An 11,856-nucleotide genomic window follows, 5' to 3' on the forward strand; every position below is an offset into this window, starting at 1 on the left:
GGAACCTCCATGAACATCAAGAAATTCACCGCGCGTCTCGCCACGTTCTCGAACGTGTCCGTCAAGGCCCGCCTGATCTGCACGTTCGCGTTGCTCGGCTTCATGCTGGTGGCCGGCGCGGCGGTCGGTCTGGGCATGATGTCCTGGCAGAACGACGGCATGCGGCGCAGCTACGAAGATGCCATGGTGCCGGCGCAGCTGATGGGCGAACTGCGCGCGAAATCGTTGATGAATTTCGTGGTGCTGGGCGAGGCGGCCAGCGCGATCGGCAAGGCCGATCAGGTGAAGCAGAAGGTCGCCGAATCGGAGAAGCTCCAGAAGGAGATTGCCGAGATCGACAAGCAGTTGTCGTCGCTGCCGATGGGCGCGGACGTCCTGACGAAATACAAGGCGTATCGCGCCACCGATGGGGATTACCTGAGCAGCCTGAAGGACGTCTACGACGCACTCGGCAAGAACGACGACGGCGCTCGTGATCTGCTGGAGATGGACGTTCGTCCGGCAATGATGATGCGCCAAGACACAGTCGATCAGTTGATCCGGACACAGGCCGGCGAGATGAAGGCGACCTATGAGGCCCAGGTCAGCCGTTACGGCGTGGTGCGCGCGCTGGTGCTGGTCACCCTGATCGCCGGCCTGGTCTTCGCGCTGGTGGTGGCGACCTTGCTGGTGCGCTCGATCAGCAGCACGCTGGCGCGCCTGGTGACGGTGGCGCATGCCATCGCCGACGGCCAGCTGGGCCACGACATCAAGGTCAAGCGGCACGATGAGCTGGGCCGGCTGCTGGATGCCTTCCGCATGATGGACGAACGTCTGGCCGCGATCGTGGGCGAGGTGCGCCAGGGTTCCGACGCGGTGAGCAGCGCGGCGCAGCAGATCGCGCGCGGCAACGACGACCTCAGCCAGCGCACGCAGGAGCAGGCCTCCAGCCTGGAGGAAACCGCCTCGTCGATGGAGGAGATGACCTCCACCGTGAAGCAGAACGCGGAGAACGCCAGCCACGCCAACCAGCTGGCGCGCGGCGCCCGCGAGCAGGCCGAGCACGGCGGCGAGGTGGCCGGCAAGGCGATCGCCGCGATGGCCGAGATCGACGCCTCCAGCCGCAAGATCGGCGACATCGTGGGTCTGATCCAGGAGATCGCCTTCCAGACCAACCTGTTGGCCCTGAATGCCGCGGTGGAAGCGGCGCGCGCCGGCGAGCAGGGCCGTGGCTTCGCCGTGGTGGCCAGCGAGGTGCGCAACCTGGCGCAGCGCAGCGCCGGCGCGGCGAAGGAGATCAAGAGCCTGATCGCCGAGAGCGAGGAGAAGGTGCGTGGCGGCTCGGAGCTGGTCAACCAGTCCGGCCGGGCGCTGGCCGAGATCGTCGACAGCGTGAAGAAGGTCACCGACATCGTGGCCGAGATCGCCGCGGCCAGCCAGGAGCAGTCGGCCGGCATCGACCAGGTCAACAACGCCGTGATGCAGATGGACGAGATGACCCAGCAGAACGCGGCGCTGGTCGAGGAAGCCTCGGCCGCCGCACGCGCCATGCAGGAGCAGGCCGCCGAACTGACCGACCAGGTGGGCTTCTTCCGCCTCGCCAGCGATACGGTGGAAGACGTGCCGCCGACGCGCGCGAAGGAAGTCAGCCGCGCCACCGAGGCGGTGTTCGCCGCCGTGCGCAAGGCCCCGCCGCGAGCCGCCGCCGAGACGGCGGAGGCCGGTGCCTGGAAGGAGTTCTGAGCATGGCCGTCGCCGCCACTGCGATCCCCCGTGACGGGGCGCCCGCGGGCGGCGGCGCGGTCCCGCTCGGCGACGCCGAGTTCCGCTTCCTGCGCGACTTCGTCCACGCGCATTGCGGCATTGCGCTGGGCGAACACAAGCGCCAGCTGGTGCAGGGGCGGCTGGCACGGCGCCTGCGCGCGCTGCAACTGCCCGACTACGCCGCCTACTGCGCGCTGCTGCGCAGCGACCCGGATGGCGAACTGGGCGAACTGGCCAGCGCGATCAGCACCAACGTCACCGCGTTCTTCCGCGAGCCGCACCATTACGAATTGCTGGAAAACGAGCTGTTGCCGCGGTGGCTGGAGCGCAAGCGCCGCGACGGCGGCCGCCTGCGGCTATGGTCGGCCGGCTGTTCCACCGGCGAGGAACCCTATGCGCTGGCGATGGTGCTGGCCGAGGCGCTAGAACGGCATGGCGCGACCGACGTGGACGCAAAGATCCTGGCCACCGACCTGTCGCCGCAGGCGCTGGAAACCGCACGCAACGGCGTGTATCCGCTGGACCGGCTCGACGGCATCGGCGACGAGCGCCGGCATCGCTGGATGCTGCGCGGCGCCGGCGAGTACGAAGGCTACGCCTGCGTGCACCCGCGCCTGCACGAGCTGGTGACCGTGCAGCCGCTGAACCTGCTGCACGACTGGCCGATGCGCGGGCCGTTCGACGCGATCTTCTGCCGCAATGTGGTGATCTATTTCGACCAGCCGACCAAGCAGCGGCTGATCGGCCGTTACGCGGCGCTGCTTCCGCCGGGCGGCCACCTGTTCCTTGGCCATTCCGAATCGCTGCACGGCATCAGCGACGACTTCGAGCTGATCGGGCGCACCGTCTACCGGAAGCGCGCCTGATGCTGGCGCCCACCACCGAACGCCGGGCCACGCCCACCTTGCCCGAGGCCATGCCCGGCTTCGAGCACCTGCGCCGGTTCTGGGACCCCGCCCAGGACTGCATGGTGGTGAAGGTGTTGCCGGGCGAGTTCTACGTGAGCGCGCAGGACGAGCTGGTCAGCACCGTGCTCGGTTCCTGCGTGGCGGCGTGCATCCACGACGCGAACCGCGGCATCGGTGGCATGAACCACTTCATGCTGCCCGAGCCGCGCGGCGGCAGCGACAGCTGGGCGTCGACCGTGGGCCGCGCCGCGCGCTATGGCAGCGACGCGATGGAGCAGCTGATCAATGCGGTGCTGAAGGCCGGCGGCCAGCGCGCGGACCTCCGGGTCAAGGTGTTCGGCGGCGGCCGCGTACTGGCCCAGCTCAGCGACGTGGGCCAGCGCAACATCGACTTCGTGCGCCGGTACATCGCGGCCGAGCGCCTGCAACTGGTGGCCGAGGACCTGGGCGACGTGTATCCGCGCCAGGTGCAGTTCTTCCCGCAAAGCGGCCGGGCGCGCGTGCGCCAGTTGCGCCGTGGCGACGACGTGGCGCTGGTGGCCGGCGAGCGCGGCTACCTCAAGCGGTTGGCAAATGATCCGATAAAGGGAGAGGTCGAGCTGTTCTGACGCCGGGCGCCGGCGCGGCATCGACCGGGCCATCGTCGTCGGCGACGGGGCCGCATGGCCAAGGTGAGCAATGGAAAGAGTACGCGTACTGGTAGTCGACGATTCCGCCCTGGTGCGCAAGCTGATGTCGACCATGCTTGCCTGCGACCCCGGGATCGAGGTCGTGGGCACGGCGGCCGATCCGCTGATCGCCCGCGAGAAGATCAAGCAGCTCGATCCCCACGTGCTCACCCTGGACGTCGAGATGCCGCGCATGGACGGCCTGACCTTCCTGGAGAACCTGATGCGGCTCAGGCCGATGCCGGTGGTGATGGTGTCGTCGCTGACCACGGATGGGGCCGAGGTGACGTTGCGCGCGCTGGAGCTGGGCGCCGTCGATTTCCTGGCCAAGCCCGGCAACGACCTGGCCTCCAGCTTCGGCGACAGCGCGCTGGAAATCTGCGCCAAGGTCAAGCTGGCGGCGCGGGCGAAGCCGCGCGCGCGCGCCACCGTACGCAAGCTGGAGGTGGTGCCGCGGCTCTCCGCCGATGCGGTGCTGCCGCGTTCGCAGGGTGCAGGCAGCCGCGGTGGCAGCCCCATCATCGCGATCGGCGCCTCCACCGGCGGCACCGAGGCGGTGCGCGTGGTGCTGGAAGCGATGCCGCCGGATGCGCCGCCCATCCTGGTGACCCAGCATATTCCCGCCGCCTTCAGCGGGCCGTTCGCCGCCCGCATGGACCGCTGCTCGGCGATGCGCGTGTGCGAGGCGCGCGACGGCCAGCCGATCCAGCAGGGCCACGCCTACATCGCCCCCGGCAGCCACCATCTGCTGGCGATGTGGGACGGTGCCAGATACGTGTGCCGCCTGCACGACGGGCCGCCGGTGAACCGTCACCGCCCCAGCGTCGACGTGCTGTTCCGCTCGCTGGCGGCCAGCGCCGGCGCCGCCACCATCGCCGCCCTGCTCACCGGCATGGGCGACGACGGCGCCCGCGGCCTGCTCGAACTGCGCCAGGCCGGCGCACCCACCCTGGTGCAAGACGAGGCCAGCTCGGTGGTGTGGGGCATGCCCGGGGCCGCCTGGAAACTGGGTGCGGCGGCGGAGACGTTGCCGTTGGACCACATCGCCGGCCGCCTGCTCGCGTTGGCCCGTCGCACCCATGCCAGCACCATTTGCGCCTGAACACGGATTCCACCATGTCACTCATTCCCGCCATTTTTCGCAGGCGTCCGCTGGCAGGCTGGACCGCTAGCGTCGTCGCCCTGCTGCTGACGCTGCTGTGGCATCCGGCCTGGCTGGCGCCGATCCTGCTGCTCGCGGTGACCGCGGTGTGGGCCGTCGTCGCACGTACCCGGCCGCCGGCCGCGCCGGCCACCGTCGTGCCTGTCGGCGCCGAGCCGGTGCGCGAAGCGCTGGAGGACGTGCGCAGCGCGCTGGTCGACGAGCTGGGCCACGCCAGCCGCGAGTTGCACCAGGGCCTGGACCTGCTGCGCGACGCGGTGTCCGAGCTGGGCGGCGGCTTCGACGGACTGTCCAGCAAGACCGCGCTGCAGCAGGCACTGCTCAAGCAGATCATCGACGCCCAGGATGGCGGCGTATCCGTGCAGGACTTCGCCGCGCGCACCGGCGACCTGCTGGAACACTTCGTGGGCCTGATCGTGCAGATGTCGCGCGAAAGCCTGCGCATCGTCTACCGCATCGACGGCATGGCGAAGGAGATGGACGCGGTGTTCGGCTTGCTGCGCAACGTCAACACCATCGCGGAGGAGACCAACCTGCTGGCGCTGAACGCGGCGATCGAGGCGGCGCGCGCAGGCGAGTCCGGCCGCGGCTTCGCGGTGGTGGCGGGCGAGATCCGCAACCTGGCCAGCAACTCCAACCAGCTCAACGAGCGGATCGGCGACCACGTGGAGCGAGCCCGGGCGGCCATGGAGCAACTGCGCGGCCTGATCGGCGCGATGGCGTCGCAGGACCTCAACGTGGCGCTGTCGGCCAAGGGTGGCATCGACGCGATGACCGCCCACGTCACCGAGAGCGACGCGCGCACCGGCAAGGTGGCCGACAAGGTGGTCGAGATCAGCCGCGGCCTCGGCAGCGACGTTTCCACCACCGTGCGCTCGCTGCAGTTCGAGGACATCCTGCGCCAGCTGATCACCCAGACCCGTACCCGGCTCACCGAGCTGCAGGAAATCACCACCGAGTGCACCCGCGACATCGAGGAACTGGCCTGCGCCACGCTGGAAGCCGACGCGCTGGAGGAGCGCTCCCGGCGCGTACGCAGCCGGCTGGCGATCCAGCGCGAGAAGGCGCGGCTGCGCTCGCGCGGCCCGGCGCTGCAGAACTCGATGGATGCCGGCGAAATCGAACTGTTTTGAGGATCGTCCCCATGATCGTCCACCACGACCCCGAACTCGACTGCCTCACCCTGCAATTGGGCGAGCGTTTCGATTTCAGCATTCACCGCGACTTCCACGACGCCTGTCTCGGCGGGGACAAGCCGGCACGCAGCTATGTGATCGACCTGGGCGCGGTTGCCGCCATGGACAGTTCGGCGCTGGGCATGCTGTTGCTGCTGCGCGAGTACGCCGGTGCCGATCGTGCCGACATCCGCATCGTCAACGCCGCGGGCGAACTGCGCAGCACCTTGCGCGTGGCCGGCTTCGACAAGCTGTTCGTGCTGCACTGACGACCGCCGGCACGCGGAGCGGGGCGAGGCTAAAGTTTTCCGCGCGCATACCGACACCAGAGTCACGGGCCGTTTCCGGACCGCAGTTTTCCAACATCCCTCTGGAGTCTCCCATGAAAGCATTCGCCGCCTTCGCCGTCCTGCTGCTGGCGCCTCTGGCCGCCCACGCCGCGTGTGCGCCCACCGACTTCGAAATCAGGGACTTCAAGCCTGCCGCGGCGGCCGGTCGCCTCAGCCTGCGCGGCGAGCTGGTGAACAAGTGCGCCGCCGCCTCGGCCGCGCAGATCCGCATCGAGATCAAGGATGCCGCCGGCAAGGTGCTGCAGAGCAAGCAGGCGTGGCCGGCCGGCACCTCGAACATCGCCCCCGGCAGCAACGTGAACTTCGACCTGGGCCGCATGTTCCGCCCGCAGTCGGACATGGACAGCTTCACGGCCAGCGTGGTGGACGTGCGTACCTGGTAAACGCCCGGCTCGCGTGCGCGCCCCGGGGGCCGCACGCGGCGGAGGGGCGGCTTCGTTGCTAATCTTTGTGCGGGCATCCACGCACGAGGTGTCTCATGACGAAGCGATACATCCTGGTGCTGGATCAGGGCACCACCAGCACGCGGGCGATGCTGGTCGACGCGGCCGGCTGCGTGGCGGGCATGGCGCAGCGCGAGTTTGCGCAGCTCTATCCGCAGCCCGGCTCGGTCGAGCACGACCCGCGCGAGATCCTCGCCAGCGTGCTGGTGACGGTGACCGAGGTGTTGACGCGTTGCCAGGTCGAGTTGCGCGAGGTGGCCGGCATCGGCATCACCAACCAGCGCGAGACCACGGTGGTGTGGGATCGCCACAGCGGCCAGCCGGTGCACAACGCGGTCGTGTGGCAGTCGCGGCAGAGCATGGCGATCTGCGAGCGGCTGAAAGCGGAAGGTTGCGAGCCGACCGTGCGCGCGAAGACCGGCCTGCTGATCGACGCCTACTTCTCGGCCAGCAAGATCCGCTGGATCCTCGACCATGTCGAGGGCGCGCAGGCACGGGCGGAACGCGGCGATCTGCTGTTCGGCACGATCGAGAGCTGGCTGGTGTGGAACCTCACCGGCCGGCGACTGCACGTCACCGATGCCAGCAACGCCGCGCGCACCCTGCTGTACGACATCCATGCCTGCGACTGGGACGACGAGCTGCTGCGCATGTTCGGCGTGCCGCGCAGCCTGCTGCCGCAGGTGCGCTCCTGCAGCGAGCATTACGGCGACACCGACCCGGCGCGCTTCTTCGGGGCCGCGTTGCCGATCGGCGGTCTTGCCGGCGACCAGCAGGCGGCCCTGTTCGGCCAGGCCTGTTTCGAACCGGGCATGGCGAAGAACACCTACGGCACCGGCTGTTTCATGTTGATGCACACCGGCGGACAGGCCGTGCCGTCACGGAGCGGCCTGCTGACCACGATCGCCTGGGACATCGGCGGCCGGGTCGAGTACGCGCTGGAAGGCAGCATCTTCGTGGCCGGCGCGGTGGTGCAGTGGCTGCGCGACGGCCTGCGCGTGCTGGACCACGCCGCCGACTCGCAGGCGCTGGCCGAAAGCGTGCCCTCCAGCGACGGCGTCTACCTGGTGCCGGCCTTCGTGGGCCTGGGTGCGCCGTACTGGCGCAGCGAGGTGCGCGGCGCGATGTTCGGCCTCACCCGCGGCACGCGCCGCGAGCACGTGGTGCGCGCGGCGCTGGAGGCGATGGCCTACCAGTCGCGCGACGTGCTGGCGGCGATGGAGGCGGATGCGGGCATCCCGCTGAAGGAGTTGCGTTGCGACGGCGGCGCGATCGCCAACGATTTCGTCGCGCAGTTCCAGAGCGACATGCTGGGCGTGCCGCTGCTGCGTCCGCGGGTGCAGGAAACCACGGCGCTGGGTGCGGCCTATCTGGCTGGTTTGGCGCTGGGCTTCTGGGAAAGCCGCGAACAGCTCGCACAGTTGTGGCAGATGGAACGACGCTTCGAACCACGCATGCCCGTGCCGGAACGCGAGCGCCGTTACCGCGGTTGGCAGGCGGCGGTGCAGGCCGCCTGCGCGTTCCATCCCGAAGCCTGAAACCGGCAACGCGCCGCGTGTACCCGCGCCTGGCATTGTCGAACGGGCGAATGGAGGAGGCGCAGGAAGCGCTACCCCGCGTCCCCTCAATCCAGCGCGTAGCCGAACTGTTCCTGGAAGGCGGCGGCGAATTCGGTATAGCTGAAATGCTGGTTCTGCGTGCCGGGATGCTCGACCTTGAGCGCGCCCATCAGCGACGCCATGCGGCCCACCGTGGGCCAGTCCTTGCCGCGCGTGATGCCGAAGATCAGGCCGGCGCGGTAAGCGTCGCCGCAACCGGTGGGATCGACGATGCGGCTTTCGCGCGCCGGGGGGATCTCGTGCGTGGTGCCGCCGGCATGGATCAGCGAACCGCGCGGCCCCAGCGTGACGACGTAGGCCTTCACGTGGGCGGCGATGTCCTCGGCGCTCCAGCCGGTGCGCGTCTGCAGCAGCTGCGACTCGTAGTCGTTTACGATGACGTAGGTGGCCTTCTCGATCATCGTGCGGAATTCGTCGCCGTTGAACAGCGGCATCGCCTGGCCGGGATCGAAGATGAAGGGCACGCCGCGCGCGGCGAATTCGTCCACGTGCTGCAGCATCGCCTCGCGGCCGTCGGGCGCCACGATCGCGAAGTCGATGTCGGGGATGTCGCGCACGTGGTTGTCGTGCGCGCTGGACATCGCGCCGGGGTGGAAGGCGGTGATCTGGTTGTTGTCCAGGTCCGTGGTGATGAAGCACTGCGGGGTGAACTGGTCCTCGAACACGCGCACGCAGTCGAGCCGGATGCCGCACTTTTCCAGGTGGGTGCGGTAGGGCGCGAAATCCTGGCCGACCGCGGCCACCGGCAGAGGATCGCCGCCCAGCAGCTTGAGGTTGTAGGCGATGTTGCCGGCACAGCCGCCGAACTCGCGGCGCATCCGCGGGACCAGGAAGGACACGTTCAGGATGTGCATCTGGTCGGGCAGGATGTGGTTCTTGAACTGGTCCTGGAACACCATGATGGTGTCGTAGGCCAGCGATCCGCAGATGACGGCAGACATGGTTGCGAGGTTGTCCCGATGGATGAAGGATGGCGCGCGCGGCGCGGCCGACAAACCCGGATCCGCGGACCCGGCCAAAGTCTCGCATCGTATCGTGAACCGGCGTCCGTGGCGAATCCCGCGGGTAGCGCGATGGCCTGGCCCGGCACACAGGAATGTGCGGCAAGTGGCGTCATGGAAAGGCTTTTTTAACGTCTTTCCGGTTGCGCATGCGGGTCGCGCTGACTAGACTGGCGAGCTTATTTTTATTCTGGCCGGCATACGGCGGACCTCATGTTCAAGAAGTTTCGCGGGATCTTTTCCAACGACGTCTCGATCGACCTCGGCACGGCCAACACGCTGATCTACGTGCGTGGCCAGGGCATCGTGCTGAACGAGCCTTCGGTGGTGGCGGTGCGCCAGGATCGCGGCCCGGGCGGCCCGCGCGCGATCGCGGCGGTGGGCAGCGACGCCAAGCGCATGCTGGGCCGCACGCCCGGCAACATCGCCACGGTGCGCCCGATGAAGGACGGCGTGATCGCCGACTTCACCATGACCGAGGCGATGCTGCAGCACTTCATCAAGCAGGTGCACAAGGCGCGCCTGCTGCGCCCCAGCCCGCGCGTGCTGGTCTGCGTGCCCTGCGGCTCGACCCAGGTCGAGCGTCGCGCGATCAAGGAGTCGGCCGAGGGCGCCGGCGCCCGCGACGTGTTCCTGATCGAGGAGCCGATGGCCGCCGCGATCGGCGCCGGCATCCCGGTGCACGAGGCGCGCGGCGCGATGGTGCTGGACATCGGCGGCGGCACTTCGGAAGTGGCGGTGATCTCGCTGAACGGCATCGTCTACTCGCAGTCCGTGCGCGTGGGCGGCGACCGCTTCGACGAGGCGATCATCAACTACGTGCGCCGCAACCACGGCACCCTGATCGGCGAGTCCACCGCCGAGCGCATCAAGCTGGAGATCGGCTGCGCGTTCCCGCAGAGCGAGGTCAAGGAGATCGAGATCTCCGGCCGCAACCTCGCCGAGGGCGTGCCGCGCATGTTCACGATCAACTCCAACGAGATCCTGGAAGCGCTGCACGAGCCGCTGGCCGGCATCGTGGCCGCGGTGAAGTCGGCGCTGGAGCAGACCCCGCCGGAGTTGTGCTCCGACGTGGCCGAGCGCGGCATCGTGCTCACCGGCGGCGGCGCGCTGCTGCGCGACCTGGACCGGCTGATCTCCGAGGAGACCGGCCTGCACGTGCAGGTGGCGGACGACCCGCTGACCTGCGTGGCGCGTGGCGGCGGCAAGGCGCTGGAGCTGATCGACCAGCACGGCAGCGACTTCTTCGCACCCGAGTAAGGCCGACTCATCGTGGCGCGTTCGCGCGATGAGTCCTCGCCCCTGTTTGCCGGCAACGCCGCGGGCACGCTGCGGCTTATCTCCTACCTCGCGCTGGCCATGGTGCTGATGGTGCTCGACCATCGCAACGGCTGGCTGTGGCGCGTGCGCTACGCGGCGTCGGCGGTGGTCGAGCCGGTGTACCGGCTGGCCAACCTGCCGGGCGCCGGCATGCGCACGCTCACGGTGGCGTTCGCCGACCGCAAGCTGCTCACCGAGCAGAACCAGCGCCTGCGCGAGGACCTGCTGCTGGCGAACGCGCGGCTCAACCGCATGGCCGCCGTGGCCGAGCAGAACCAGCGCCTGAAGGAGCTGCTGGACACCCAGCACAGCCTGGAGCTCAACGTGCAGCTGGCCCGCGTGGTCGGCGTGGACCTGGGCGCCTGGCAGCAGCGGCTGGTGATCAACCTCGGCGCGCGCGACGGCGTGAAGCCGGGGCAGCCGGTGATCGACGCGCACGGCGTGATCGGCCAGGTGGTCGAAGTGCTGCCCACCACCGCCGTGGTGATGCTGGTGACCGATCCCGCGCACGCGATCCCGGTGGTGGTGGAGCGTTCCGGCCTGCGCACGGTGGCCTACGGCGCGCGCGACGGCAGCGGCATGGTGCTGCCCAACATCCCGCTGGCCGCCGACGTGCGGCCGGGCGACAAGCTGCTCACCTCCGGCCTGGGCGGGCGCTTCCCGCCGGGCTTTCCGGTGGGCAAGGTGGAGTCGGTGGGGCTGGGCGCCTCCGGCATGTTCCGTGCGGCGCAGGTGCAGCCCGCGGCCGACATCGATCGCAGCGAGGACGTGCTGTTGCTGCACGACCAGGCCGAACCCGCCGGACCGCCGACGCCGGCGGCGCCGTCCGGGCCGCCGACGGGCCTGGCGCCCGCACCGGGCGCGGCCGCCGGCGGCATGCCGGCCGCAGCCGCCTCGGCCGGCAATCCACCATCCGCGCCGACACCGGCGCGTACCGCCGGGACCGCGCCGGCCCCGGCCGGAGGTGCGCGATGAACCGCCAGCGCCTTTCCCTGTGGTGGTTCATCGGCACGCTGCTGTTCGCACTGCTTTCCATGCTGGTGCCGCTGCCGGCGCCGCTGGAGCCGTTCAAGCCGTACTGGCTCGCGCTGGTGCTGCTGTACTGGGCGCTGGAGTCGGAGGACCGCGTCAGCCTGGGCCTGGCGTTCCTGCTGGGGCTGGGCGCGGACCTGTTCGACGGCGTGCTGCTGGGCGAGCAGGCGCTGCGCCTCACCGCGCTGGTGTTCATCGCGCTGCGCTTCCGTTCGCGGCTGCGCTTCTTCCCGATGTGGCAGCAGACCCTGGCGGTGCTGGCGCTGCTGCTGAACGACCGCATCCTGCTGCTGGTGGTGCGGGTGCTGTCCGGCTCCCCGGTGCCGCCGGCGAGCTGGTGGATCTCGCCGTTCGTGGGCGCGGCGCTGTGGCCGTTCCTGTTCCTGCTGCTGGACGACCTGCGCGCGCGTCTGCGTATCCAATGAGCGGGCGCCG

General features: G+C 69.5%; 12 protein-coding genes. 11 read left to right on the forward strand and 1 reads right to left on the reverse strand.

What is annotated here, in order from left to right:
• Positions 1 to 9: 9 nt before the first annotated feature.
• From PCA_RS01750 to glpK, 8 genes are all read left to right on the forward strand, one after another.
• A complete protein-coding gene (locus PCA_RS01750; protein WP_181300443.1) occupies positions 10 to 1,722 on the forward strand; it encodes a methyl-accepting chemotaxis protein in 1,713 nt (570 codons plus the stop codon).
• A 2-nt stretch (positions 1,723 to 1,724) separates the two neighbouring features.
• Positions 1,725 to 2,609, forward strand: a complete 885-nt coding sequence (locus PCA_RS01755; RefSeq protein WP_181300445.1) for a protein-glutamate O-methyltransferase — start codon at positions 1,725 to 1,727, stop codon at positions 2,607 to 2,609.
• Positions 2,609 to 3,259, forward strand: a complete 651-nt coding sequence (gene cheD / locus PCA_RS01760; RefSeq protein WP_255436593.1) for a chemoreceptor glutamine deamidase CheD — start codon at positions 2,609 to 2,611, stop codon at positions 3,257 to 3,259. The genes PCA_RS01755 and cheD overlap by 1 nt, the downstream gene beginning before the upstream one ends.
• Positions 3,260 to 3,329: 70 nt before the next feature.
• Positions 3,330 to 4,421 carry a chemotaxis response regulator protein-glutamate methylesterase gene (locus PCA_RS01765; protein WP_181300447.1) on the forward strand — a complete coding sequence of 364 codons (1,092 nt, stop codon included), beginning with the start codon at positions 3,330 to 3,332 and terminating at the stop codon, positions 4,419 to 4,421.
• Between the two features lie 14 nt (positions 4,422 to 4,435).
• A complete protein-coding gene (locus tag PCA_RS01770) occupies positions 4,436 to 5,614 on the forward strand; it encodes a methyl-accepting chemotaxis protein (RefSeq protein WP_181300449.1) in 1,179 nt (392 codons plus the stop codon).
• A gap of 11 nt (positions 5,615 to 5,625) precedes the next feature.
• On the forward strand, positions 5,626 to 5,925 hold the full coding sequence (locus tag PCA_RS01775) for an STAS domain-containing protein (protein WP_181300451.1): 300 nt from the start codon (positions 5,626 to 5,628) through the stop codon (positions 5,923 to 5,925).
• A gap of 113 nt (positions 5,926 to 6,038) precedes the next feature.
• Positions 6,039 to 6,389, forward strand: a complete 351-nt coding sequence (locus PCA_RS01780; RefSeq protein WP_181300453.1) for a hypothetical protein — start codon at positions 6,039 to 6,041, stop codon at positions 6,387 to 6,389.
• 95 nt (positions 6,390 to 6,484) lie between these two features.
• Positions 6,485 to 7,987: a glycerol kinase GlpK gene (gene glpK / locus PCA_RS01785; RefSeq protein ID WP_181300455.1), complete on the forward strand. Its 1,503-nt coding sequence runs from the start codon at positions 6,485 to 6,487 to the stop codon at positions 7,985 to 7,987.
• Positions 7,988 to 8,073: 86 nt separating this feature from the next.
• On the opposite strand, the gene PCA_RS01790 is transcribed toward glpK, so the two are convergent.
• Positions 8,074 to 9,009, reverse strand: coding sequence for a carbohydrate kinase family protein (locus PCA_RS01790; protein WP_181300458.1), 936 nt, complete (start codon positions 9,007 to 9,009; stop codon positions 8,074 to 8,076).
• Between the two features lie 273 nt (positions 9,010 to 9,282).
• Between PCA_RS01790 and PCA_RS01795 the strand changes: the two genes are divergently transcribed.
• The 3 genes from PCA_RS01795 to mreD are packed head-to-tail and all read left to right on the forward strand — an operon-like array spanning position 9,283 to position 11,846.
• Positions 9,283 to 10,329 carry a rod shape-determining protein gene (locus PCA_RS01795; RefSeq protein WP_181300460.1) on the forward strand — a complete coding sequence of 349 codons (1,047 nt, stop codon included), beginning with the start codon at positions 9,283 to 9,285 and terminating at the stop codon, positions 10,327 to 10,329.
• Positions 10,330 to 10,341: 12 nt separating this feature from the next.
• Entirely contained in the window at positions 10,342 to 11,364 is a 1,023-nt protein-coding gene (gene mreC / locus PCA_RS01800; RefSeq protein WP_181300462.1) for a rod shape-determining protein MreC, read from the forward strand.
• Positions 11,361 to 11,846, forward strand: a complete 486-nt coding sequence (gene mreD, locus PCA_RS01805; protein WP_181300463.1) for a rod shape-determining protein MreD — start codon at positions 11,361 to 11,363, stop codon at positions 11,844 to 11,846. The genes mreC and mreD overlap by 4 nt, the downstream gene beginning before the upstream one ends.
• Positions 11,847 to 11,856: the final 10 nt, after the last annotated feature.

This window comes from Rhodanobacter sp. PCA2, from assembly GCF_013620825.1.
GTDB lineage: Bacteria > Pseudomonadota > Gammaproteobacteria > Xanthomonadales > Rhodanobacteraceae > Rhodanobacter_A.

Coding starts and splice junctions, on each gene's coding strand:
- PCA_RS01765 (WP_181300447.1), top strand. CDS start 3,330: ATGGAAAGAGTACGCGTACTGGTAGTCGACGATTCCGCCCTGGTGCGC.
- PCA_RS01780 (WP_181300453.1), top strand. CDS start 6,039: ATGAAAGCATTCGCCGCCTTCGCCGTCCTGCTGCTGGCGCCTCTGGCC.
- PCA_RS01790 (WP_181300458.1), bottom strand. CDS start 9,009: ATGTCTGCCGTCATCTGCGGATCGCTGGCCTACGACACCATCATGGTG.
- PCA_RS01750 (WP_181300443.1), top strand. CDS start 10: ATGAACATCAAGAAATTCACCGCGCGTCTCGCCACGTTCTCGAACGTG.
- PCA_RS01770 (WP_181300449.1), top strand. CDS start 4,436: ATGTCACTCATTCCCGCCATTTTTCGCAGGCGTCCGCTGGCAGGCTGG.
- PCA_RS01775 (WP_181300451.1), top strand. CDS start 5,626: ATGATCGTCCACCACGACCCCGAACTCGACTGCCTCACCCTGCAATTG.
- glpK (WP_181300455.1), top strand. CDS start 6,485: ATGACGAAGCGATACATCCTGGTGCTGGATCAGGGCACCACCAGCACG.
- PCA_RS01755 (WP_181300445.1), top strand. CDS start 1,725: ATGGCCGTCGCCGCCACTGCGATCCCCCGTGACGGGGCGCCCGCGGGC.
- cheD (WP_255436593.1), top strand. CDS start 2,609: ATGCTGGCGCCCACCACCGAACGCCGGGCCACGCCCACCTTGCCCGAG.
- mreD (WP_181300463.1), top strand. CDS start 11,361: ATGAACCGCCAGCGCCTTTCCCTGTGGTGGTTCATCGGCACGCTGCTG.
- PCA_RS01795 (WP_181300460.1), top strand. CDS start 9,283: ATGTTCAAGAAGTTTCGCGGGATCTTTTCCAACGACGTCTCGATCGAC.